Raw genomic sequence first — 22,894 nt, forward strand, 5'->3', positions numbered from 1 at the left:
GCCGACGGCCGCGGCGGATTCCGTAGGCTTCCCGGGTGAGCGAAAACAGCCAGTTCAGGTTCGGTGCCGCCACCGGGGTGGGGTCCCTGCCCGGTGGGGACGCCCGGGAAGCCGCCAAGACAGTGACCGGGACCTTCGAGGACTTCCCGTTCCTGCCCGAGCTGCCCGGGCGCGGACCCGGCGCCGACATGGTCGGACGCACCGCGGGGATGCTCGTCGAGCTGTACGCGCGCGTGGAGCCCAGCGGCTGGCGGATCGGGGACCGGCCGGGCCGCGACACCCAGCGGGCCCGGTCCTGGCTGCGGGAGGACCTCGACGCGCTGGAGGAGTTCACCCAGGGCCACGAGGGACCGCTGAAGGTGCAGGCCGTCGGCCCCTGGACGCTGGCCGCCGCCCTCGAACTCAGGAACGGAGAGGCCGCGCTCTCCGACCCCGGCGCCTGCCGGGACCTCGCCGCCTCGCTCGCCGAGGGACTGCGCCTGCACCTTGAGGACGTCCGGCGGCGCGTGCCCGGCGCCGGGATCGTCCTCCAGCTCGACGAGCCCTCCCTCACCGCCGTACTGCGCGGCCGGGTCAGGACCGCCAGCGGCTACCGCACCCACCGCGCCGTCGACCGGCAGGTCGTCGAGGCCACGCTCCGCGACGTCCTGGGGGTGCACACGCGGGGGCCCGTCGTGGTCCACTCGTGCGCACCGGACGTCCCGTTCGCCCTGCTGCGCCGGGCGGGCGCGGCGGGGATCTCCTTCGACTTCTCGCTCCTCACCGAGCGTGACGAAGAGGCGATCGGGGAGGCCGTGGAAGGGGGCACCCGGCTCCTCGCCGGTGTCGTCCCGGGCACGGACGGCCCGTTGTCAGACCCTGCCGGTAGCGTCATGGGTGTCAGGGCGCTGTGGCGCAGGCTGGGGCTGCGACCGGGGCTTCTCCCGGAGACGGTCACGGTCACCCCGGCGTGCGGCCTCGCGGGCGCTTCCCCCGCGTACGCGCGCCGGGCGCTCGCCCACTGCGTCCGGGCGGCGAGATCCCTCGCGGACAACCCAGAGTAACGGGAGGACCACACGGTGGCCGGCGACAAGCAAGCGGAGACGACGGTGCCCACGGAGGCACGGGAGAAGCACGCGCAGCTCGCGGAGCAGGTCGAGGAGCACCGCTTCCGGTACTACGTGAAGGACGCTCCCGTCATCAGCGACGCCGAGTTCGACCAGCTCCTGCGCTCCCTGGAAGTGCTGGAGGAGGAGTACCCGGAGCTGCGCACGCCCGACTCGCCGACCCAGAAGGTCGCGGTGGCGTACGAGACGGACCTCGCCGAGGTGGAGCACCGGCAGCGGATGCTCTCCCTGGACAACGTCTTCGACGACGCCGGGCTCGCCGCCTGGGCCGAGCGCGTCGCCAAGGACGTCGGCACCACGGACCACCACTTCCTGTGCGAGCTCAAGGTCGACGGCCTCGCGGTCAACCTGACCTACGAGGACGGCCGGCTCACCCGCGCTGCCACCCGCGGCGACGGCCGCGTCGGCGAGGACATCACCCCCAACGTCCTGACGATCGCGGAGATCCCGCACCGGCTGGACGGCGACCGCGTCCCGTCCCTGGTGGAGATCCGCGGTGAGGTCTACTTCCCGATGGAGGCCTTCCAGGACCTCAACGCCCGCCGGGTCGCGGCGGGGGAGAAGCCGTACGCCAACCCCCGCAACTCCGCCTCGGGTTCGCTGCGCCAGAAGGACCCGAAGGTCACGGCGACGCTGCCGCTGCACATGGTCGTCCACGGCATCGGAGCCCTGGAGGGCTACGAGGGCCTCACCCGCCTCTCCGAGGCCTACGATCTGCTGAAGTCCTGGGGCCTGCCCACCTCCCGGCACAACAAGGTGGTCGACGGCCTCGACGGCGTCCGCGAGTTCATCGCGTACTACGGCGAGAACCGGCACTCGGTGGAGCACGAGATCGACGGCGTGGTCGTCAAGCTCGACGAGATCCCCCTCCAGGGCCGCCTCGGCTCCACCTCCCGCGCCCCGCGCTGGGCGATCGCGTACAAGTACGCGCCGGAGGAGGTCAACACCAAGCTCGTCAACATCCGGGTGGGCGTGGGCCGGACCGGCCGGGTCACGCCGTACGCCCAGGTCGAGCCGGTCACGGTGGCCGGCTCGGAGGTCGAGTTCGCCACCCTGCACAACCAGGACGTGGTCAAGTCCAAGGGCGTGCTCATCGGTGACACGGTCGTGCTGCGCAAGGCCGGTGACGTCATCCCGGAGATCCTCGGCCCGGTCGTGGACCTGCGCGACGGCACCGAGCGCGAGTTCGTGATGCCCTCCGAGTGCCCGGAGTGCGGCACCCCGCTGCGGCCGATGAAGGAGGGCGACGTCGACCTGCGCTGCCCGAACGCCCGCACCTGCCCCGCCCAGTTGCGCGAGCGGCTGTTCTACCTCGCGGGCCGCAAGGCGCTGGACATCGAGCACTTCGGCTATGTGGCCGCGGCCGCGCTGACCAGGCCGCTGGAGCCCGAGCGGGCACCGCTGACGGACGAGGGCGACCTGTTCGACCTGACCGTCGAGCAGTTGCTGCCCATCAAGGCGTACGTCCTCGATCAGGACAGCGGTCTGCCCAAGCGCGACCCGAAGACCGGCGAGGAGAAGGTCGTCACGGTCTTCGCCAACCAGCAGGGCGAGCCGAAGAAGAACGCGCTTGCCATGCTGGAGAACATCGCGGCGGCCAAGCGGCGTCCGCTCGCCCGCATCCTCACCGGCCTGTCGATCCGTCATGTCGGGCCGGTCGCGGCCGAGGCGCTGGCCCGCGAGTTCCGGTCAATCGAGCGCATCGAACAGGCCACTGAGGAGGAGCTGGCGAACACCGAGGGCGTCGGCCCCATCATCGCCGCCTCGCTCAAGGAGTGGTTCGCCGAGGAGTGGCACCAGGACATCCTGCGCAAGTGGCGGGACGCGGGCGTGCGCAGGGAGGAGGAGAGCACCGGCGAGGACGAGGGGCCGCGCCCGCTGGAGGGGATGACCGTCGTGGTCACCGGCACGCTCGAGCACTTCACGCGCGACGGCGCCAAGGAGGCGCTGCAGAGTCGCGGGGCGAAAGTGACCGGTTCGGTGTCGAAGAAGACCTCTTTCGTTGTGGTGGGTGACAACCCGGGGTCGAAGTACGACAAGGCGATGCAGCTGAAGGTGCCGGTTCTGAACGAGGACGGTTTCGGCGTCCTTCTGGAACAGGGGCCCGACGCGGCGGCCGAAGTCGCCCTCCCGACCGGCGAGTAGGGGGTTGAAGACCACCCGTTCCGCGCATATCAGATGCATACGGGTGGTCGGGGCGCATTCGGGCAACCGTCGACGACCGCTGCCCGTGGAAGCCTTCTGCGGCCTACTGTTGAGGGGTGCGCCTGCCGTGCCCAGTTGCGGTCAGGGCATCCCCGTGCTCGCGAGGGAGTACGTGGAAGGGTTTTCCAGAGCGGTGCCGTTGAGGGTCGTCGGGCAGCGGGCCGCGTGGCGTGGGCACCGCCGGCTGTGAGAGGGACGGGAATGGAACCGACCGAGAGCGCCGCCCCGGACTCACGGCTGCGCCGTATCACCGGCGCGTGGCGGGGGTGGACGGGGCGGTCGCCGGAGCGCGCGGGCGCGGAGGGGCGTGCCGCCGGTCCGTGCGTCGTGACGGAGATCTGCCCCGTCGCGCAACCGGCCGCCGATCGCGCCTCCGCGCTCCCGGACGGCGACCCCGAACAGCCCCCGTACCGGCCCGCGCTGCCCGCCGCGGTCGTCGCCGTGGCCGCCCTCGTGCTCGGCGCCGGTTTCTACCGGTCCTTCGCCGGCCACCACGCGCTCTTCCCGTCCGGCAGGGTCGGCTGGTCGCTGGCCGTCCTCACCGGCATCATCGTCGGCCACCTCGTGATGCTCGGCCGGGCCCGCTGGTGGGGCGGCACCGGTTCGGGCGCGGCCCTCACCCTCGCCGTCCTGCTGCTCTACGGCTGGGTGTCCGCCGGCATGGTCAGCCTCACCGTCGTCGTCCTGGTCGGCATAGCCAGGCGCCACCGCTGGCGACAGGGCGTGCTGCACGGCGCGGTGGACATCCTCGGGATCGGCGCCGGCGCCCTGCTGCTGCGCGCCTTCGGCAGCGTGCCCACGGTCGAGCGGCCCTGGGACCCGGGCACCTGGACCGCGTACACCGCCCCCCAGGTGGTGCTGGCCGCCGTCGCCTACCTCGCGGTCTCCCGCGTCCTGCTGTGGTACCTGCACGCCCCGCGGGCCGGGGGCCTGCCCACCGTCGCCCGCACCGCACTGGTCCGGCAGGGCCTGGTCGCCGTCGCACTGCTCGGCATCGCCCCGCTGGTCTGCGTGGTCGCCGTCGCCAAGCCCGTACTGCTGCCGCTGTTCTCCATCCCGCTCATCGCCCTCGACTCCACGCTGTGGATCGCCCGCGCCCGCGCCGAGGAGCAGCTGCGCGACCCGCTGACCGGACTGCCCAACCGGCAGTGGCTGCTGGAGCGCACCTGGACCGCCCTCGACGACGCCGAACGCATCGGCGCCCGGGCCGCCCTGATGCTGATCGACATGGACCGCTTCCGATCGGTCAACGACACGCTCGGCCATCTCGCGGGTGACCGGCTGCTGCTCCAGATAGCCGACCGGCTGCGGCTGGCGCTGCCCCGCGGGGCGGAGGCCGCGCGGCTCGGCGGCGACGAGTTCGCCGTCTTACTGCCCGTGGCCGACTCCACGACGTCCGCGACCCGGGTCGCCCGCGGCCTGGTCGGCGCCCTCGGCTCCCCGCTCGACCTCGACGGGCTCACCCTCGTCCTGGAGGCCAGCGCGGGGGTCGCCGTCTTCCCCGACCACGCCCTGGACGCCGAGGGCCTGCTGCGCCGTGCCGACGTGGCGATGTATCAGGCCAAGCGGGACCGCACGGGCGTGGAGGTGTACGAGTCCAAGCGGGACTCCAACACCCCGGACCGGCTCGGGCTGCTCGGCGACCTGCGCCGCGCCCTCGACGCCCACGAGGTCGAGCTGCACTACCAGCCCAAGGTCCGCTTCGACGGGCAGGTCGCCGGGCTGGAGGCACTGGTGCGCTGGGTCCACCCCGAGCGCGGGAAGGTGCCGCCGGACGAGTTCATAGCGATCGCCGAGTCCTCGGGCCTGATGCCCCATCTGACGGAGTACGTGCTGGAGACCGCCCTCGGGCAGGTCGCCGCGTGGCGCGCCCAGGGGCTGTTCGTGCCGGTGGCGGTCAACGTCTCCCCGCGCGACGTGCACACCCCCGGCTTCGCGGGCTCGGTCGCGGCGCGGCTGGCCCGGCACGGCGTTCCGGCGGGAGCGCTCCAACTGGAGATCACCGAGCATGTGCTGCTGGAGGATCCGCAGCGCGCCGCGGACACGCTGGCCGGGCTGACCGGGCACGGCGTGAAGATGTCGCTGGACGACTTCGGCACCGGCTACTCCTCGCTGGTGCACCTGCGCCGGCTGCCGGTGAGCGAGCTGAAGATCGACCGTTCCTTCGTGGCCCGGCTGGCGGTGGACACGGAGGACGCCGAGATCGTGCGCTGCACCGTCGACCTCGCGCACTCCCTCGGGCTGCTCGTCGTCGCGGAGGGCGTCGAGGACGACGAGACCTGGGAGCGGCTGCGCGACCTCGGGTGCGACGCCGTGCAGGGGTGGCTGGTCGCCGCCGCGATGCCGCCCGAGGAGACCACCGCGTGGCTGCGGGCCCGGGGATCCCGGGGATGGCAGCGGCCCGCGGCGGCGCTGCCCGCGGCGGCGTCCGACGAGTGAACCGGCCACCGGTCCGCCGGTCCTGAGGGGCCCGCCTCGACGGCCGGTGGCGCGGCCACCCGTCCGCCGGTTCCGGGGCCGGGTCGGCCCCGCCCGGTCAGGCCGTGCCGGGCGGCGCGAAATGACCGATCAGCAGCGCGAGCCGGCGCTCGTGTGCCTCCTTGGGCAGCCGGCCGCTGCGCATCAGGGTCACCAGACCGTGCAGCGCGGCCCAGTAGGTCTCCGTGAGCAGTCCGGAATCGTCGCCCTCGAGCGCGACCGGTTCGACGGCCCGGAGCAGCTCGCCGAACGCCTCCTGCAGCGCGGCGGGGGCCTCGGGTGTCGCGAACGGCAGGTCCACCGGATGCGTGAACATGGCGTCGTAGAGCGCGGGCCGCCGCCGGGCGAAGGCGGTGTACGCCTCCCCGACCGCCGCCAGCGCCTCCCGTGCGCCCCCGGCCGCGGTGCGTGCCTCCCGCAACTCGGCCGCCAGCTCCGCGCACCCCTGCACCGCGACCGCCGCCATGATGGCGTCCTTGCCCTTGAAGTGGCTGTAGAGGACGGGCTGGCTGTACTCGATCTCGGCGGCCAGCCGCCGTGTGGTGACCGCGTCCCAGCCCTCGCTCTCGGCCAGCTCCCGCGCGGCCGTCACGATCAGCCGCTCGCGTTCCGCGCGCTCGCGCTCCCTGCGCTTCTGGATCGTCATGGGCAGAAATGCTAGCAGCGCTAGCACTTCTGTCGGCGCTCTGATAGCGTCGCTCTCATTCCTAGCAGTGCTAGAAAACGGGCGATGAGGAGAAGCGAGATGACCGTCACCGCGTACACCCTGGCTGTTCTGCTCGACCTGTTCTGCGTGTTCCTCGGCTACCGGTTCCTGTTCCGACCCGGCCCGGCCGCGGCCGGGTACGGCGTCCCGGCCGACCCTGGCGGCGACGCCGGCGCCTTCCTGTCGGTCAAGGGCCTCAGAGACGGCACCTTCGGACTGCTGGGCCTGGTCCTGCTGGCCTTCGCCGGTGCCCGTGCCGAGGCCTGGTTCATGGTCTGCGTGGCACTCGTCCCGCTCGTCGACACGCTGATAGTCCTGCGCCACGGCGGGACGAAAGCGGTCGCCTTCGGGATCCATTTCGCCACGGCGGTCGTTGTGCTGATCAGTGCCGGACTGCTCTTCGCGGTCTGACCGGCTTCCCCGGTCCGGCCGGCGTCCCAACCGTCACCAGGGGGTTCCGCCATGTCTCTGTTCGTGCCGAAGTTCGACGAGTCCGTGATCGTCCGTGACGCCGGGGCCGAGGTCGTCGGCCGGGCGCCCACCACGGTGAAGCTGCTGGCCGACAGCAGCGCGACCGGGGGTGCCCTGTCCACCGTCCGGGTCACCCTCACCGACGGCGCCGACGGCGCCCGCCCGCACCTGCACAACAACTCGGCCGAGATGTTCTTCGTCCTCGACGGCGCCGCCGAGCTCCTCTCCGGCGACGACGTCGTCACCGCCGGGCGCGGCGACCTCGTGGTCGTCCCGCCGGGCCGGCCGCACGCGTTCGCCGCCGTGCCCGGCTCCGACGCCGACCTCCTCGTCGTCATCACGCCGGGCGTCGAGCGCTTCGCGTACTTCCGCCACCTCCAGCGCATCCACCTCGGCGAGGTCACCCCGGAGAGCCTGCTGGAGGTGCAGGAGCTCTACGACAACCACTTCCTGCACAGCGAGCCCTGGGACGGGCGCCGCCGCTGAGCACGGGGACTGGGACAGCGCGGCCGGGGTCACGGGGCCCCGGCCGCGAAACCGTTTAACGAGCACGGCACCCCGCCCCATAGGATTGGGGTTTGTAGTCACCTAGGCCCAAACCGCACACACTCACCCCAGAGGATCGCTGCATGCCTGGCATCACGCGCGAGGAGGTCGCCCACCTCGCCCGGCTGGCGCGTCTGGAGCTGAAGCCCGAAGAGCTCGACCACTTCGCCGGCCAGCTCGACGACATCATCGGCGCGGTGGCCCGCGTCAGTGAGGTCGCCGACCGAGACGTACCGCCGACCTCCCACCCGCTGCCGCTGACGAACGTCATGCGCGCGGACGAGGTCCGTCCGTCGCTCACCCCCGAGCAGGCGCTCTCCAGCGCCCCCGCCCAGGAGCAGCAGCGTTTCAAGGTGCCGCAGATCCTGGGGGAGGAGTAACCAGCCATGACGGACAGCACCATCATCAAGCTCACGGCCGCCGAGACCGCCGAGAAGATCGCCTCCGGCGAGCTCACGGCCGTCGAGGTCACCGAGGCCCACCTCGCCCGGATCGAGGCCGTGGACGAGAAGGTCCACGCCTTCCTGCACGTCGACCGCGAGGGCGCCCTCGCGCAGGCCCGCGCCGTCGACGAGAAGCGGGCGCGCGGCGAGAAGCTCGGCCCGCTGGCCGGCGTCCCGCTCGCGCTGAAGGACATCTTCACCACCGAGGGCGTGCCGACCACCGTCGGCTCCAAGATCCTCGAGGGCTGGATCCCGCCGTTCGACGCGACGCTCACCCAGCGGCTGAAGGCCGCCGACATCGTGATCCTCGGCAAGACCAACATGGACGAGTTCGCCATGGGCTCGTCGACGGAGAACAGCGCCTACGGCCCGACCGGCAACCCGTGGGACCTCACCCGCGTCCCCGGCGGCTCGGGCGGCGGGTCGAGCGCCGCCCTCGCCTCCTTCCAGGCCCCGCTCGCCATCGGCACCGACACCGGCGGCTCCATCCGCCAGCCGGCCTCCGTCACCGGCACGGTCGGCGTGAAGCCGACCTACGGCGCGGTGTCCCGCTACGGCATGGTCGCGTTCTCCTCCTCCCTCGACCAGGGCGGCCCCTGCGCCCGTACGGTCCTGGACGCGGCGCTGCTGCACGAGGTGATCGCCGGGCACGACCCGCTGGACTCCACCTCCATCGACGCCCCGGTCCCGCCGGTCGTCGAGGCCGCCCGCAACGGCAGCGTCGCGGGGATGCGCGTCGGCGTCGTCAAGCAGTTCCGCGGTGAGGGCTACCAGGCCGGTGTCATCCAGCGGTTCGACGAGTCCGTCGCGCTGCTCAAGGAACTGGGCGCCGAGATCGTCGAGCTGGACTGCCCGTCCTTCGACCTGGCCCTCTCGGCGTACTACCTGATCGCGCCGTCCGAGTGCTCCTCCAACCTCGCCCGCTTCGACGGCCTGCGCTACGGCCTGCGGGTCGGCGACGACGGCTCGCGCTCGGCCGAGGACGTCACCTCGCTCACCCGCGAGGAGGGCTTCGGCCCGGAGGTCAAGCGCCGCATCATGCTCGGCACCTACGCGCTGAGCTCCGGCTACTACGACGCCTACTACGGCAGCGCCCAGAAGGTCCGCACGCTGATCAAGCAGGACTTCGACGCGGCGTTCGAGCAGGTCGACGTCATCGTCTCCCCGACGACCCCGACCACCGCCTTCGCGATCGGCGAGCGCGCCGACGACCCGATGGCGATGTACCTCGCCGACCTGTGCACCATCCCGACCAACCTGGCGGGCAACGCGGCCATGTCGCTGCCCTGCGGCCTCGCGCCGGAGGACAACCTCCCGGTCGGGCTCCAGATCATCGCCCCCGTGATGAAGGACGACCGGCTCTACAAGGTCGGCGCGGCCGTCGAGGCCGCCTTCGTGGAAAAGTGGGGCCACCCGCTGCTCGAGGAGGCTCCGTCGCTGTGACCAAGGCACTGTCCAAGGCCAAGGGCTTCAAGAAGTCCAAGTCCGGTACGTACCTGTCGATGGCCACCACCGCGTTCGGCGCGGTGAGTGTGGTCAAGCAGGCCAGGAAGGCCCGGAAGGAGAGCGACACGCTGCGCCTGCTCGACGCGGCCGTGTCCGCCGCGGCCATCGTGACCGGCCTCGCCATCCTCTACCGCGAGCTGAAGCGGCTGGGCGACGACGACGTCCTGCTGGGCTGAGAGGGAAGTTTTCACCGTGACCACCACGACCGATCTGGTGTCGTACGAGGACGCGCTGGCGACCTACGACCCCGTCATGGGCCTCGAGGTCCATGTCGAACTCGGCACCAAGACCAAGATGTTCTGCGGCTGTTCCACCGCGCTCGGCGCGGAACCGAACACGCAGACCTGCCCCACCTGCCTCGGCCTGCCCGGCTCGCTCCCGGTCGTCAACGCGACCGGCGTCGAGTCCGCCGTCAAGATCGGTCTCGCCCTGAACTGCGAGATCGCCGAGTGGTGCCGCTTCGCCCGGAAGAACTACTTCTATCCGGACATGCCGAAGAACTTCCAGACCTCCCAGTACGACGAGCCGATCGCCTTCGACGGCTACCTCGACGTGCAGCTGGAGGACGGTACGACCTTCCGCGTGGATATCGAGCGCGCCCACATGGAGGAGGACACCGGAAAGTCCACCCACGTGGGCGGTGCCACCGGCCGTATCCACGGCGCCGACTACTCGCTGCTGGACTACAACCGGGCCGGCATCCCGCTCATCGAGATCGTCACCAAGCCGATCGTCGGCGCCGGTGACCGCGCCCCCGAGGTCGCCAAGGCGTACGTCCGCGAGCTGCGCGAGGTCATCCGGGCGCTCGGTGTCTCCGAGGCCCGTATGGAGATGGGCCAGATGCGCTGCGACGTGAACCTGTCGCTGATGCCCAAGGGCAGCGACACGTTCGGCACGCGCTCCGAGACGAAGAACGTCAACTCGCTGCGGTCCGTGGAGCGCGCGGCCCGCTACGAGATCATGCGCCACGCCGCCGTGCTCGGCGCGGGCGGCACGATCGTCCAGGAGACGCGCCACTTCCACGAGGACACCGGCTCCACCACCTCGGGCCGGGTGAAGGAGGAGGCCGAGGACTACCGGTACTTCCCGGAGCCCGACCTCGTCCCGGTGGCCCCCACCCGCGAATGGGTCGAGGAGATCCGCGGCGCGCTGCCGGAGCTGCCGCTGGTGCGCCGCAACCGGCTCCGCGAGGAGTGGGGCGTGTCGGGGACCGACATGCAGGCGATCCTCAACGCCGGTGCCCTCGACCCGATCGTCGCCACGATCGGGGCCGGTGCCGACGCCGCCTCCGCCCGCAAGTGGTGGATGGGTGAACTGGCGCGCCAGGCCAACGAGTCGGGCAGGTCCCTGGACGAGCTGGCGATCACGCCGGAGCAGGTCGCCCGGGTGGCCGGACTCGTCGCCTCCGGCGAACTCAACGACAAGCTGGCCCGCCAGGTCATCGAGGGCGTCCTCGCCGGTGAGGGCACCCCGGACGAGGTCGTCGAGAAGCGCGGTCTGAAGGTCGTCTCCGACGAGGGCGCGCTGACCGCCGCCGTCGACGAGGCCATCGCCGGCAACCCCGCCGTCGCGGACAAGATCCGCGGCGGCAAGGTGGCCGCGGCCGGCGCCCTGGTCGGCGCGGTCATGAAGGCCACGCGCGGTCAGGCGGACGCGGCCCGCGTCAAGGAGCTGATCCTGGAGAAGCTGGGCGTCGAGGGCTGATCCCGGGCCGGTACGGTCGAGCACGCCCCTGGGGGGACGCGTCGGATGCGATGCGTCCCCCCAGGTGTGTCACCGGCCGCGACCCCCCCGCCTCGGGTTTCCGGACCGACGCGCTACGCTCGCCCGGCATGAATGGACGCGCCGATTCCGAAACGCCCCCCGGCATAGCCGGAGAGGGTCACTTCGAGGCTGCCGGCGTACCTGACGACGACGAGGGCGCCGAGACCGCCCGCGCGATCGACGACGACGGTGAGGATCCGGCGGAGGTGGCGCGCCGCGCCCGCTGGACGGCGTCCGGGTCGGGCGCCCTGCTGACGCTCGCCGGGCTCGCCGCGTCGCTGCTGCGCCTCACCGGCTCGTCCCCGGCCCTCGTTCCCGCCGCCTACGCCCTCGGCGCCGCCGTCTGCGCGCTCGCCGCCGCACTGGGGGCCCGGGGCCACACCCGGAGGGCGCTGTGGCTGCTGATCGCCGGGGTAATGGTGATGGCGCTCGGCGACCAGTTCGACTGAAGTTGCCGATTGCGAACGCTTTGACCCCTCTGGGTCGGGCGGCCACGGCCCGGCGGACCGCACCGGATCGTCCTGTGAATTGGGTCCCACTCATGTGAATCAGCCCACGATCCCCATAAAGGATCATATGGGCCTGCAAGAGTGGCATCACCTTGCTCATGCGTTCTTTGCGGGCTGTTCCGTTCATCGACGAATGTTCCCGGTCAAAGATCCACACATAGTCCCCTCGGGAGCACGTCCGTGGCAGCCCTCGCGCGCTGGTGTGTCCGGCACCGCCTCCTCGTCGTCCTGCTGTGGCTCCTCGCCTTCGCCGGAGCCACCGGGGCCGCCGCTGCCGCCGGTTCGGCGTACTCGAACGACTACGAGGTCCCCGGCACCGAGTCGGGCCGTGCGACCCAGTTGCTGCAGGAGGGCTTCCCCGGTCTCGGCGGGGACGGCGACACCGTCGTCTGGCACACCTCGCCCGGCACCGTGCGCGACCCGGACGTCGAGCAGACGATGGCCCACACCCTGGACCGGATCGCGGCCCTGCCCCCGGTCGCCTCCGTGACCGGCCCGTACACGGCACAGGGCGCGGACCGGATCAGCGCCGACGGGCACACCGCGTACGCGACCGTCACCTTCCGCCACCCGGCCCGGGAGGTCACCCGAACCGAGGCGCAGGCCGTGGTCGAGGCCGCCGGGTCCGCCCGGACCGACGGCCTCCAGGTGGAACTCGGCGGTACCGCCGTCGGCCTGACCGAGTCCTCCGGCGGGCACCTGGCCGAGGCCGTCGGCGTGGTCGTGGCCGCCGCGGTGCTCTTCCTCGCCTTCGGTTCGCTCGCCGCCTCCCTGGTGCCGATCGCCACCGCACTGGTCGGCGTCGGCACCGCCTACGCGGCCGTCGGACTCCTCGGCCACGCCATGACGGTGGCCGACTTCGCGCCCATGCTCGGCCTGCTGATCGGGCTCGGCGTAGGCATCGACTACGCGCTGTTCATCGTCACCCGGCACCGGCGCGGACTGAAACGCGGACTGAGCACCACCGAGGCGGCCACGAACGCCGTCGCCACCACGGGCCGCGCCGTCGTCTTCGCGGGCGCCACCGTGTGCATCGCCCTGCTGGGCATGCTGATCCTGCGGCTCGGCTTCCTCAACGGGGTCGCGGTCGCCGCCTCGGCGACCGTCCTGCTCACCGTCGCGGCCTCGGTGACCCTGCTGCCCGCCCTGCTGTCCTGGATCGGCCCGCGCGCCCTGAGCCGGCGGGAGCGGCGCCGGCTGGCCGAGCACGGGCCCGAGCCCGAACTGCCCACCGGGTTCGCCGCCCGCTGGTCCGCCTTCGTCGAGCGCCACCCCAAACTGCTCGGCGCGCTCGCCCTGGCCGTCATCACGGTGCTCGCCCTGCCCACCCTCTCCCTCCGCCTCGGCAGCTCGGACCAGGGCAACGACCCGGCGTCGACGACCACACGCCGGGCCTACGACCTCGTCGCCGAGGGCTTCGGCCCCGGCGTCAACGGCCCGCTCACCCTGGTCACCCGGGTGGACGGCGCCGAGGACCGGCTCGCCCTGGACAACCTCGACGCCACCCTGCGCTCGACCGAGGGCGTCGCCGCGGTGACCCCGGTGACCTACAACACCGGCGGCGGCACCGCCTACCTGACCGTCGTCCCCGACTCCGCGCCCCAGTCGCAGCGCACCAGCGACCTCGTCGGCCGGCTGCGCACCGAGGTGCTGCCGCGGGCCGAGACCGGCACCTCGCTCGACGTGCACGTCGGCGGCGTCACCGCCGGGTACGACGACTTCGCCGGGATCATCGTGGGCCGGCTGCCGCTGTTCGTCGGCGTGGTCGTCGGCCTCGGCTGCGTCCTGCTGCTGCTCGCGTTCCGGTCGCTGGGCATCCCCCTGAAGGCCGCAGTGATGAACGTCGCCGCCGTCGCCGCCGCCTTCGGTGTCGTCGTCGCGGTCTTCCAGTGGGGCTGGGGCAGCGAACTGCTCGGCCTCGGCCGGGCCGGCCCGATCGAGCCGTTCCTCCCCGTGATCATGGTCTCCGTCCTCTTCGGGCTCTCCATGGACTACCAGGTCTTCCTGGTCAGCCGGATGTACGAGGAGTGGCTGGAGACCGGCGACAACCGGCGCGCCGTCCGCGTCGGCCTCGCCGAGACCAGCCGGGTGATCAACTCGGCCGCGGTCATCATGATCTCCGTCTTCCTCGCCTTCGTGCTCAGCGGCGACCGGGTGATCGCCATGTTCGGCATCGCGCTGGCCTCCGCCGTCGCCCTCGACGCCTTCGTGCTGCGCACCCTGCTGGTGCCCGCGCTGATGCACCTGCTCGGCGGCGCCAACTGGTGGCTGCCGCGCCGGCTGGACCGCGTCCTGCCCCGGATCAGCATCGAGCCGCCCGAGTGCCGCGCCGCCCATGAGAGGCTCACGGACGTCGACGGCGAACCGGCGAAGGAGTGGCAGCGGAATGTACGCGACATTGCTGGGTGACGACGGGGCCGAGCTGAGGCCGCTGGAGCCCTGGCACGCCGAGCAGTTCCTCGCGCACCTCGACCGGGGACGGGACTTCATCACCCGGCACATCCCGTTCGGCGCGAACGCCACGGACGTGGACTCCGCCCGCGCGGTCCTCCAGGCGTACGCCGACAAGCGCGCCGCCGACAGCGGCTTCCTGCACGGGCTGTGGCTGGACGGGAAACTGGTCGGCGGCCTGCTGTTCCGCGTCTTCGACGCCGCCACCGGCAACTGCGAGATCGGCTGCTGGCTGGAGCCGGCCGGGACCGGGCGCGGGCTGGTCACCCGCGGCGCACGGGTGCTGATCGACTGGGCGTTTGACGAGCGCGGCATGCACCGTGTGGAGTGGTACGTGTCGTCGGCCAACGAACCGAGCATCGGGGTGGCGCGGCGGCTGGGGCTGACCCGCGAGGGTGTGCTCCGCGAGAGCTACCCCTACCGGGGCACACGCCAGGACACCGAGATCTGGGCGGTGCTGGCCCCGGAGTGGCGTGCCGCACGCACGCGTGCGCACTGAGGCGCCGGACGGCGCGCGCCGCTCACCACGATCGGCAAGAGACCGCGACGACCATTAAGAGACCTCTCAGACAGCGTCCGTACGGTGCGAGGCATGGGAACCAAGACTGCAGACGAGGCCGGAGCCGCCAACGGGGCCGAGGCGAAGAACGACCAGGAGACGGTGAACGTGACCAAGTCCGACCGACCCGACGCCACCACGCCGGGCCAGGCCGAGGAAACGACGGGGACCGACGAGAAGGGCACCGTCCAGGGCACCCGCGCGGGCGCCGGTGACGCCGGCGCGGCTGCCGACGCCGAGCGGTCCGGGACCGCCGCCGTCGCTGAAGCCGAGGAAGGCGCCGGAACCGAGGCGGGCGGCCCCTCCGGGGTCGGCCAGGGCGCCGGCGCCGTCGTCGCCGCCGCGCTGGGCCTCGTCTCACTGACCGGGAGCTGGCTCGGCACCGTCGCCGGGGCGCGGGCACAGCTCATCGGCCAGCTTCAGACGGCCTCCTCGGCGACCGTGGCCAAGCAGATCAAGGCGGTGTACGGCGACTCCTGGCAGGCCACCGCGCTGTGGGGCGGGCTGTTCGCGCTCCTCGCGCTGATCGTCGGCGTCGTGGTCCTGGCCCGGCCCGCGTTCGGCGCCCCGGGCAGGCCGCAGGCGGTCTGGATCAAGTCGGTCGCCTGGGCCGGCGTCGCGCTGGGCGTCCTCGGGCTGCTGCTGGCCGTCCTGAAGTACACCGGCGTCCTGCTCGGCCTGCCGACGACCTGACCCACCGCCCGGGCAGCGCGCCCCGGGCGGGCGGGGGGCCTTAGGGCTGCCGTGGACACCTCACGGCCGTCCTGAGGCCCCCCGCGCACGTCTTACGTACGCCACTGGCCCGTCTAAGGACCCGAGCGCCGCGCAAGATGCGGAACTCTCCCGATGTGGCCGGCCCCCCTGGGAGACGAAGGTGGAGGAGTCGCGGAAAGCGGCACCGGAAACCACCTCTCACCAGGGAGACCTCATGTTCGACTACGAGCTTCACCAGCTGCGTTCCGCCGACCTGCGCCGCCGGGCCGAGCACGAGCGCCTGGTCCGGGCGGCGCTCCGTGACGGCCGCGCCGCGCGCCGCCCGGCCGGCCCGGAGACCCCGGAGGCGGAATCCCATACCGGACGCTCCCGTCGCCACCGCTTCACCCGCGCCGCATGACCGCCCCGCCGGAAAGCCCCGCCCCTCCGGGCCGGGGCTTTTCGCCCGGGAGCGTCCGGGACCGCGGGGCCGCCGGTCCCGGGCAGGCCGGGGCCGGTCCCGGCCAGGGTGCCGGTGTGGGTGCGGCGGAGGGCGGGCGGTCGAAAAACGGTGCCGCGCTGTCGGACCCGCGTGCGATGCTCGGGGCTGTGGAGACCAGGTCCGTCAGTCCGGTGTTCGTCGGTCGCGGCGACGAGTTGGAGACGCTGCACGACGCGCTCGCCCGCGCCGACGCGGGGGAGCCGCAGGCCCTGCTGGTCGGCGGCGAGGCAGGCGTGGGCAAGACGCGCCTGACCGAGGAGTTCGCCACCGCCGCCTGCCGCCGCGGTGCCGTCGTCGCGCTCGGCGGCTGTGTGGAGATCGGCGCCGACGGACTGCCGTTCGCCCCCTTCTCCACCGCCCTGCGCGCCCTGCGCCGCGAACTGCCCGGCGAACTGGCCGCGGCCGCCGCCGGCCAGGAGGAGGAACTGGCCCGGCTGCTGCCCGAGCTGGCCGAGACCACCACCGCCCGCGGAGCGGGCAGGCACGACGAGGAGGGCATGGCCCGCCTCTTCGAGCTCACCGCACGGCTGCTGGAGCGCGTGGCCGGCGACCGCACGGTCGTCGTCGTCCTGGAGGACCTGCACTGGGCCGACGCCTCCACCCGGCACCTACTGTCCTACCTCTTCCGCACCCTGCGCACCGGCCGCCTGGTCGTCCTGGCCACCTACCGCTCCGACGACATCCACCGCCGCCATCCGCTGCGCCCGCTGCTCGCGGAGCTGGACCGGCTGCGCACCGTCCGCCGCCTCGAACTCGCCCGCTTCAACCGCCAGGAGGTGGGCCGCCAGATCGCCGGCATCATCGCCACCGAGCCGGACCCCGTCCAGGTCGACGAGATCTTCGACCGCTCCGACGGCAACGCATTCTTCGTCGAGGAACTCGCCGTCGCCGCCCACGAGGGCCGCGCCTGCCTCAGCGAGTCCCTGCGCGACCTGCTCCTGGTCCGGGTGGAGGCGCTGCCCGAGCCCGCCCAGCGGGTCGCCCGGATCGCCGCCGAGGGCGGCTCCACCGTCGAGTACCGGCTGCTCGCCGCCGTGGCCCGGCTCGCCGAGGACGACCTGATCGAGGCGCTGCGGGCCGCCGTGAACGCCAACATCCTCCTCGCCGCCCCCACCGGTGACGGCTACCGGTTCCGGCACTCCCTGGTGCGCGAGGCGGTCAGCGACGACCTGCTGCCCGGCGAGCGCTCCCGCCTCAACCGCCGCTACGCCGAGGCACTGGAGAACGACCCGGCCCTCGTCCCCGCCGGCGAACGGGTCATGCGGCTGGCCAGCTACTGGTACCACGCCCACGACCCGGCCAAGGCCCTGCCCGCCGTCCTCGACGCCTCCGTCGCGGCCCGCGCCCGGCACGCCTACAGCGAGCAACTGCGGCTCCTGGAGCGGGCGATGGAGCTGTGGGACGCCGCCCCCGAGGACGTACGGGCACGGCTGCGCCCGGCGGACTACGCCGAGGCCTACCGGCCCTCACCGCCCGAGGGGCGTGCGGACACCCCCGGCGGCCCCGACCCGGCCACCGCCCCCCTGCGCTACCTCGACCTGATGGCGGAGGCCGTCGTCGCGGGCCGCCTCAGTGGCGAGCGCGACCTCGCCATGAAGATCACCAAGCGGGCGCTGCGCCTCCTGGAGGACGAGCGCGACCCCCTGCGCGCCGCCTGGTTCTGGATCCAGCGCTCCCGGCTGGTGCAGTCCAAGGCCCACGGCGACGGCTGGCAGGAACTGGCCACCGCACAGGAACTGGTGCGCGGCCTGCCGCCGTCGGAGGTGCACGCCGAGGTGCTGGCCCACGTCGCCAACTGGTCCATGGTCCACGCGCCGGGCCCCGAGGCCTTCACCTCCGCCGAACGGGCCGTGGAGTACGCGCGCATGGTCGGCGCCCGCGAGATCGAGATGAACGCCCGCCTCACCCTGAACAACCTCAGGGTCGACGCCGGGGACGTCGAGGCCGGACTCGCCGAGATGTACGAGGTCAAACGGCGCACGGTCGAGGACGGGATCCCCGGTGTGGCGGGCCGCTGCTACGTGAACCTGCCGTCCGAGCTGGAGTCCGTCGGACGCTCCCGCGAGGCCGTGCCCCTCATGGAGGAGGGGATCGCGTTCGCCCGGCGCTTCCGGCAACTGGACACCGAGGCCTGGGTGTGGGGCAACCTCGCCGAGTCCCTGTTCACCCTGGGCCGCTGGGACGAGGCCGCCGAGGCCGCGACCCGCTCGGGGCGCGTCGGGCAGAGCGCCAAGCCACGCGGTTTCCGCGCCCGGATCCGCGCCGAACTCGCCCTGGCCCGCGGCGACCTGGACGAGGCGGCCCGCCAACTGACCGCCGCCCGCGACCACTTCGGCTCCCACGACTACGCCCCCCAGCACGCGCTGCCGCTGGCCCGCATCGCGCTCGCGGTCGCCGCCGGCGAGGGCCGCCTGCTGGACGCCCGCGCCCAGCTCGAACAGGTCCTGGAAACCGGCTTCCCACCCGGCACCCAGCGGTACTGCTGGCCGCTGCTGCTCACCGCCGCCACCGTGGAGACCCGCGCCGCCGCCCTGCCCGCGGCCGCCCCGGGACGCGCCGAGATCCTCGACCGCATCCGGGGGGCCGCCAGGGCGCTGGCCACCAACGTGCCCGTCTGGCAGGCCTACGAGCGCTGGGTGCGCGCCGAGCTGCTGCGCGCCGAGGGCCGCGACAGCGCCGAGGACTGGGCCGGTCTCGTCGAGGACTTCGAGTCCCTGGAGCGCCCCTACGACCTGGCCCGGGTGCGCCACCGGCTGGCCGAGGCCCTGCTCGCGGCCGGAGAGGACGACGAGCGGGAGCGCGCCACCGAACTGCTGCGGCTGGCCCATGCCGTCGCCGGGCACCTCGGCGCCCGCCCCCTCGCCGACTCCGTCGCCCTGCTCGCCCAGCGCGCCCGCCTCACCCTGACCCGCGGCCCGCGCCGGGCGACCGCCGACGCCGATCCCGCCGGGTCCCTCGGCCTCACCAGCCGGGAGCGTGACGTACTGCGCCTGGTGTCCGCCGGCCGCACCAACCGTCAGATAGCCGAGGAGCTGTTCATCTCCCCGAAGACGGCCAGCGTCCACGTGTCGAACATCCTGGGCAAGCTCGGCGTCTCCGGGCGCGGCGAGGCGGCGGCGGTGGCGCACCGGCTGGGCCTCTTCCCGGCCGACGCGCTCACCGTCCCGGCGCCGGGCTGAGCCGTACGCTGGAGGAGACCGGCAAGGGAGAGGTGCCGTGTTCAACGTCTTCGAGGAACTGTTCGCGCCCGGCCGCAAGCACACCCGGGACGAGCAGAACCGGCTGGAGCTGAACCGGGAGGACGTCGGGGACGGCGACGCGGGGCGGGGGCCGATCGACCTCGCGTCCGGGAAGGTCGTCGTCCGCCACCCCCCGCCGCAGGCCCGGGAGGACACCGGCGAGGAGCAGGCACCGGGCGCCGCGGCTGATCCGAAAAGACCCTAGGTCACCCGGAGTTCCAGAATGCGGTCGTCGCCCTTCTTCGGGGTGCCCCGGCCGTCGGTGTTGCTGGTCACCAGCCACAGCCTGTCCCCGCCCGCCGCGACCACCGTGCGCAGCCGGCCGTACTCGCCCTTCAGGAAGGCCTGCGGGGGCGCCGACGCCCGTGTGCCCCGCAGCGGGACGCGCCACAGACGCTCCCCCTTCAGCGCGGCCGTCCAGAGGGAGCCCGCGGCGTACGCGATACCGCTCGGGGACGCGTCGTCCGTGTGCCACTGCGTCACCGGATTCACGTACTTGGGATTGCCGGACCTGCCCTCGGCGTCCGGCCAGCCGTAGTTGCCGCCCGGTTCGATCGCGTTCACCTCGTCCCAGGTGTCCTGGCCGAACTCCGAGGCGAACAGGCGCTGTTCGTCGTCCCAGGCGAGCCCCTGCACATTGCGGTGGCCGTACGAGTACACCGGGGACCCCGGGAACGGGTTGCCCGGGGCCGGTTCGCCCTCCGGCGTCATCCGCAGGATCTTGCCGCCCAGTGACCCGGTGTCCTGGGCCAGGCCGCGGTCGCCGGTCTCGCCGGTGCCCGCGTACAGCATCCGGTCCGGGCCGAAGGCGATCCGGCCGCCGTTGTGGATGAGCCACTTGGGGATGCCCTTGAAGACCGTGTCCGGCGCGCCGAGCTGCTCACCGGCGGGCCTCTTCTCGTCGTACAGCACGCGCACGATGCGGTTGTCCGAGGCCGAGGTGAAGTACGCGTAGATCATGTGGTCGGAGGCGAAGGCGGGGGAGAGGGCGATGCCGAGCAGACCGCCCTCGCCCTCCGGGGCCACCCCGGACACCGTGCCGAGCTCGGTCTTTCGCCCGGTCCTCTCGTCGACCCGGGTGATCGTCGCCCGGTCGCGGGAGGAGACGAGCAGGCCGCCGCCGGGCAGCGGCGCCAGGCCCCAGGGCGTGTCGAGGCCCTCCGCGACCGTGCGCAGCACCTTCACCGAGCCCTTGGCCGGCGGCGCGGTCTCCCCGGCCGCCGGCCCGGAGGGCGAGGCCGTCGCGGCCGTACGGCTCGGCGCCTCGGTGCCGGCGCCCGACGGGCCGCCCCCGTTGCCGGAGCAGCCGGCCGTCCACAGCAGCGCGCCGGCGGCCAGGGCGGCCGTCACAGCTCGACGTCGCACGATCATGTCCCTTCGACGCGGCGGGTCCTCCTGTCTTACTCCGCCCACGCCTCCCAGGTTCCCGGTTCGCCGCAATCCGACGCTCCGTGCCAGGGCAGTCCGCCGCGCCCGGGCAGTCCGCCGCGCTCGGCCGGTCGTCGTGTCCGGCCCGGTCGCCGGGACCGGGCACCCCGCCGGGACCGACCGGGCACTCCGCCGGGACCGGGCCGTCTCTCAGTCCCAGGACCCCTGCGCGGCGGGCAGTTGCTCCACCTCGGCCAGGTCCCGTGCGGTCAGGCGCAGCCCCGCCGCCCCGGCGTTGTCCGTCACCCAGCGCTCCCGCTTGGTGCCCGGCAGCGCGACGACGTGGCGGCCCTGGGCCAGCACCCAGGCCAGCGCAACCTGCGCCGGGGTGACGTCCGCGCCGTGCCGAGCGGCCACCCGGCGCAGGCCCGCGACGATCGGCTGGTTCGCGGCCATCATCTCGGCGGTGAAACGGGGGTGGCGGGCGCGGACGTCGTCCCGTTCGAAGCCCCCGCCGGGGGTGAGCGTGCCGGTGAGGAAGCCGCTGCCCAGCGGCATCGCGGCGAGGAAGCCGACGCCGCGCGCCTCGCACCACGGCAGCAGGCCGTCCAGCGCGTCCGGCGACCACACCGACAGCTCGGCCTGCACCGCGCTCACCGGGAAGACCTGCTGCACCCGCTCCAGCTGCCGGATCGTTCCGTCGTGCAGCCGCGCCCCGGGCCGCCGCCCCCTGCGCGCCCCCACGGCGCACAGGCCGAGCGTCCGCACCTTCCCGGCCCGTACGAGCTCCGCCATCGCCCCCCAGGTCTCCTCCACCGGCACCTCGGGGTCGGCGCGGTGCAACTGGTACAGGTCGATGACGTCCGTCTGCAGCCGCCGCAGCGAGGCGTCGCAGGCGCGCCGTACATAGCCGGGGCGCCCGTTGGCCACGATGTGCTGCTCGCCCACCAGCAGCCCGACCTTGGTCGACACGAACGCGTCCGCGCGCCGCTCCTTCAACGCCCGCCCCAGCAGCAGCTCGTTGGTGAACGGGCCGTACATGTCGGCCGTGTCCAGCAGCGTCGAGCCCAGGTCCAGTGCCCGGTGCACCGCCCTGAGCGACTCCTCGCCCCGCTGCCGCGACGCGCTGTACGCCCAGCTCATCGGCATGCACCCGAGTCCGACGGCCCCCACCGCGAGCGCCGCCGCGCCGATCGTCCTGCGCTCCACCTGGCCGTAACCCTCCCTGTCCTGGGATCAACCAACCTAACCTCTGCGATCTCGCGCCCCTCACATAGCCTCGGGACCATGACTGCTGACGTGTGGCTGCCCATACCGCCGGATGAGATCGAGGGCCTTCCCGAGGGGCTCGCCTACCGCTTCTGGGACGGCGCCGAGGAGTTCCCCGCGGACCCCGCCGACTGCGCCTTCTACGTCGTGCCGTACATGAAGCCCGGCGGCGTCGGTGTGCGCCCGCTGCCCCGGATGAGCGCGGTGCGGGTCGTGCAGACGCTGTCCGCCGGCACCGACCACGTGGAGCCCGGCCTCAGGCACCTGCGGCCCGGCGTGCAGCTGTGCAACGCGCGCGGGGTGCACGAGGCGAGCACGGCCGAACTGACCCTCGCCCTGGTCCTCGCCTCGCTGCGCGGCATCCCCGACTTCGTCCGGGCCCAGGACCGGGGGGAGTGGCGGGGAGGCTTCCGTCCGGCGCTGGCCGACAAGAACGTCCTCATCGTGGGGTACGGCTCCATCGGCGCCGCCATCGAGGACCGGCTCGCGCCGTTCGAGCTCGCGCGGGTGGCGCGCGTGGCGCGCTCCGCGCGCACCACGGCGCGCGGTCCGGTGCACCCGCTCACCGATCTGCCCTCCCTGCTCCCGGACGCCGATGTCGTCATCCTGTCCACGCCCCTGACCGAGGCCACGCGCGGCCTGGCGGGAGCGGACTTCCTCGCCCGGATGAAGGACGGCGCGCTGCTGGTGAACGTCGCCCGCGGCCCCGTCGTCGACACGAAGGCGCTGCTGGCGGAGCTGGAGAGCGGCCGGATCACCGCCGCCCTCGACGTGACCGACCCCGAGCCGCTGCCGCCGGGCCACCCCCTGTGGCACGCGCCGGGCTTGCTCATCAGCCCGCACGTCGGCGGCCCCACGTCCGCCTTCCTGCCGCGGGCCGAACATCTGCTCGTCAACCAGCTGCGCCGCTTTGTGAACCACGAGCCGCTCGCCAACGTGATCCTGACGACGGGAGCGGCAGGCGTGTAATCCGCTTCGGGTACCGTCCGCAACCTCCTGGACGCGGTGCGTACCCACATCCCCGCTGGTCGTCACGGAGCGTAGAGGAACTATGTCCCTGAGTGACGATCCTGGTGTAT

General features: G+C 73.1%; 20 protein-coding genes. 17 read left to right on the forward strand and 3 right to left on the reverse strand.

Annotation, left to right across the window (positions count from 1 at the left end):
• Window positions 1–35 precede the first annotated feature (35 nt).
• The 3 genes from ACIQ9G_RS30705 to ACIQ9G_RS30715 all read left to right on the forward strand — a co-directional run bounded on the left by ACIQ9G_RS30705 (window position 36) and on the right by ACIQ9G_RS30715 (window position 5,750).
• Window positions 36–1,043 (forward strand): methionine synthase, encoded by a 1,008-nt coding sequence (locus ACIQ9G_RS30705; protein ID WP_403616056.1) that lies wholly within the window; start codon window positions 36–38, stop codon window positions 1,041–1,043.
• A 15-nt stretch (window positions 1,044–1,058) separates the two neighbouring features.
• A complete protein-coding gene (ligA, locus tag ACIQ9G_RS30710) occupies window positions 1,059–3,251 on the forward strand; it encodes an NAD-dependent DNA ligase LigA (RefSeq protein WP_403616058.1) in 2,193 nt (730 codons plus the stop codon).
• 261 nt (window positions 3,252–3,512) lie between these two features.
• On the forward strand, window positions 3,513–5,750 hold the full coding sequence (locus tag ACIQ9G_RS30715) for a putative bifunctional diguanylate cyclase/phosphodiesterase (protein WP_403616061.1): 2,238 nt from the start codon (window positions 3,513–3,515) through the stop codon (window positions 5,748–5,750).
• 97 nt (window positions 5,751–5,847) lie between these two features.
• On the opposite strand, the gene ACIQ9G_RS30720 is transcribed toward ACIQ9G_RS30715, so the two are convergent.
• The gene (locus ACIQ9G_RS30720; protein WP_403616062.1) at window positions 5,848–6,435 is read right to left on the reverse strand and encodes a TetR/AcrR family transcriptional regulator; all 588 of its coding nucleotides are present in this window, start codon (window positions 6,433–6,435) and stop codon (window positions 5,848–5,850) included.
• A 99-nt stretch (window positions 6,436–6,534) separates the two neighbouring features.
• Here ACIQ9G_RS30720 and ACIQ9G_RS30725 point away from each other — a divergent pair, with 99 nt between their 5' ends.
• From ACIQ9G_RS30725 to ACIQ9G_RS30785, 13 genes are all read left to right on the forward strand, one after another.
• Window positions 6,535–6,906: a DUF4267 domain-containing protein gene (locus ACIQ9G_RS30725; RefSeq protein WP_403616065.1), complete on the forward strand. Its 372-nt coding sequence runs from the start codon at window positions 6,535–6,537 to the stop codon at window positions 6,904–6,906.
• Window positions 6,907–6,957: 51 nt separating this feature from the next.
• Window positions 6,958–7,452, forward strand: a complete 495-nt coding sequence (locus ACIQ9G_RS30730) for a cupin domain-containing protein (RefSeq protein ID WP_403616068.1) — start codon at window positions 6,958–6,960, stop codon at window positions 7,450–7,452.
• A gap of 143 nt (window positions 7,453–7,595) precedes the next feature.
• Complete coding sequence (gene gatC, locus ACIQ9G_RS30735; RefSeq protein ID WP_392194447.1) at window positions 7,596–7,892, forward strand: Asp-tRNA(Asn)/Glu-tRNA(Gln) amidotransferase subunit GatC; 297 nt, start codon at window positions 7,596–7,598, stop codon at window positions 7,890–7,892.
• A gap of 6 nt (window positions 7,893–7,898) precedes the next feature.
• Window positions 7,899–9,398, forward strand: coding sequence for an Asp-tRNA(Asn)/Glu-tRNA(Gln) amidotransferase subunit GatA (gatA, locus tag ACIQ9G_RS30740; protein ID WP_403616071.1), 1,500 nt, complete (start codon window positions 7,899–7,901; stop codon window positions 9,396–9,398).
• Window positions 9,395–9,637, forward strand: coding sequence for a hypothetical protein (locus ACIQ9G_RS30745; protein ID WP_356187873.1), 243 nt, complete (start codon window positions 9,395–9,397; stop codon window positions 9,635–9,637). The genes gatA and ACIQ9G_RS30745 overlap by 4 nt, the downstream gene beginning before the upstream one ends.
• Before the next feature lie 16 nt (window positions 9,638–9,653).
• A complete protein-coding gene (gatB, locus tag ACIQ9G_RS30750) occupies window positions 9,654–11,165 on the forward strand; it encodes an Asp-tRNA(Asn)/Glu-tRNA(Gln) amidotransferase subunit GatB (RefSeq protein WP_403616074.1) in 1,512 nt (503 codons plus the stop codon).
• Window positions 11,166–11,293: 128 nt separating this feature from the next.
• Window positions 11,294–11,674, forward strand: a complete 381-nt coding sequence (locus ACIQ9G_RS30755; RefSeq protein ID WP_403616076.1) for a hypothetical protein — start codon at window positions 11,294–11,296, stop codon at window positions 11,672–11,674.
• Between the two features lie 240 nt (window positions 11,675–11,914).
• Window positions 11,915–14,143, forward strand: a complete 2,229-nt coding sequence (locus ACIQ9G_RS30760) for an MMPL family transporter (RefSeq protein WP_403616078.1) — start codon at window positions 11,915–11,917, stop codon at window positions 14,141–14,143.
• The gene (locus tag ACIQ9G_RS30765) at window positions 14,121–14,684 is read left to right on the forward strand and encodes a GNAT family N-acetyltransferase (protein ID WP_403616081.1); all 564 of its coding nucleotides are present in this window, start codon (window positions 14,121–14,123) and stop codon (window positions 14,682–14,684) included. The genes ACIQ9G_RS30760 and ACIQ9G_RS30765 overlap by 23 nt, the downstream gene beginning before the upstream one ends.
• A 93-nt stretch (window positions 14,685–14,777) precedes the next feature.
• On the forward strand, window positions 14,778–15,437 hold the full coding sequence (locus ACIQ9G_RS30770) for a hypothetical protein (RefSeq protein ID WP_403616083.1): 660 nt from the start codon (window positions 14,778–14,780) through the stop codon (window positions 15,435–15,437).
• 235 nt (window positions 15,438–15,672) lie between these two features.
• A complete protein-coding gene (locus ACIQ9G_RS30775) occupies window positions 15,673–15,858 on the forward strand; it encodes a hypothetical protein (RefSeq protein WP_403616085.1) in 186 nt (61 codons plus the stop codon).
• 176 nt (window positions 15,859–16,034) lie between these two features.
• Complete coding sequence (locus ACIQ9G_RS30780) at window positions 16,035–19,118, forward strand: AAA family ATPase (RefSeq protein WP_403616087.1); 3,084 nt, start codon at window positions 16,035–16,037, stop codon at window positions 19,116–19,118.
• A 37-nt stretch (window positions 19,119–19,155) separates the two neighbouring features.
• Window positions 19,156–19,383 (forward strand): DUF6191 domain-containing protein, encoded by a 228-nt coding sequence (locus ACIQ9G_RS30785; protein ID WP_403616089.1) that lies wholly within the window; start codon window positions 19,156–19,158, stop codon window positions 19,381–19,383.
• Here the strand turns inward: ACIQ9G_RS30785 and ACIQ9G_RS30790 are convergent.
• Window positions 19,380–20,549 (reverse strand): PQQ-dependent sugar dehydrogenase, encoded by a 1,170-nt coding sequence (locus ACIQ9G_RS30790; protein ID WP_403616091.1) that lies wholly within the window; start codon window positions 20,547–20,549, stop codon window positions 19,380–19,382. The two genes, ACIQ9G_RS30785 and ACIQ9G_RS30790, sit on opposite strands and share 4 nt — an antisense overlap.
• 207 nt (window positions 20,550–20,756) lie before the next feature.
• The gene (locus ACIQ9G_RS30795; protein WP_403616093.1) at window positions 20,757–21,755 is read right to left on the reverse strand and encodes an aldo/keto reductase; all 999 of its coding nucleotides are present in this window, start codon (window positions 21,753–21,755) and stop codon (window positions 20,757–20,759) included.
• A 78-nt stretch (window positions 21,756–21,833) separates the two neighbouring features.
• Here ACIQ9G_RS30795 and ACIQ9G_RS30800 point away from each other — a divergent pair, with 78 nt between their 5' ends.
• Window positions 21,834–22,784 (forward strand): 2-hydroxyacid dehydrogenase, encoded by a 951-nt coding sequence (locus ACIQ9G_RS30800; RefSeq protein ID WP_403616095.1) that lies wholly within the window; start codon window positions 21,834–21,836, stop codon window positions 22,782–22,784.
• Window positions 22,785–22,894: the final 110 nt, after the last annotated feature.

It is taken from the genome of Streptomyces sp. NPDC096152 (assembly GCF_044763235.1).
In the GTDB taxonomy this organism is placed as follows: domain Bacteria; phylum Actinomycetota; class Actinomycetes; order Streptomycetales; family Streptomycetaceae; genus Streptomyces.

Excerpts from the sequence above, each read along its gene's own strand:
- ACIQ9G_RS30755 (WP_403616076.1), top strand. The coding sequence starts at position 11,294 with ATGAATGGACGCGCCGATTCCGAAACGCCCCCCGGCATAGCCGGAGAG.
- ACIQ9G_RS30715 (WP_403616061.1), top strand. The coding sequence starts at position 3,513 with ATGGAACCGACCGAGAGCGCCGCCCCGGACTCACGGCTGCGCCGTATC.
- ACIQ9G_RS30720 (WP_403616062.1), bottom strand. The coding sequence starts at position 6,435 with ATGACGATCCAGAAGCGCAGGGAGCGCGAGCGCGCGGAACGCGAGCGG.
- ACIQ9G_RS30780 (WP_403616087.1), top strand. The coding sequence starts at position 16,035 with ATGCTCGGGGCTGTGGAGACCAGGTCCGTCAGTCCGGTGTTCGTCGGT.
- ACIQ9G_RS30800 (WP_403616095.1), top strand. The coding sequence starts at position 21,834 with ATGACTGCTGACGTGTGGCTGCCCATACCGCCGGATGAGATCGAGGGC.
- ACIQ9G_RS30730 (WP_403616068.1), top strand. The coding sequence starts at position 6,958 with ATGTCTCTGTTCGTGCCGAAGTTCGACGAGTCCGTGATCGTCCGTGAC.
- ACIQ9G_RS30765 (WP_403616081.1), top strand. The coding sequence starts at position 14,121 with ATGTACGCGACATTGCTGGGTGACGACGGGGCCGAGCTGAGGCCGCTG.
- ACIQ9G_RS30790 (WP_403616091.1), bottom strand. The coding sequence starts at position 20,549 with ATGATCGTGCGACGTCGAGCTGTGACGGCCGCCCTGGCCGCCGGCGCG.
- ACIQ9G_RS30725 (WP_403616065.1), top strand. The coding sequence starts at position 6,535 with ATGACCGTCACCGCGTACACCCTGGCTGTTCTGCTCGACCTGTTCTGC.
- ACIQ9G_RS30775 (WP_403616085.1), top strand. The coding sequence starts at position 15,673 with ATGTTCGACTACGAGCTTCACCAGCTGCGTTCCGCCGACCTGCGCCGC.
- gatA (WP_403616071.1), top strand. The coding sequence starts at position 7,899 with ATGACGGACAGCACCATCATCAAGCTCACGGCCGCCGAGACCGCCGAG.
- ACIQ9G_RS30770 (WP_403616083.1), top strand. The coding sequence starts at position 14,778 with ATGGGAACCAAGACTGCAGACGAGGCCGGAGCCGCCAACGGGGCCGAG.
- gatC (WP_392194447.1), top strand. The coding sequence starts at position 7,596 with ATGCCTGGCATCACGCGCGAGGAGGTCGCCCACCTCGCCCGGCTGGCG.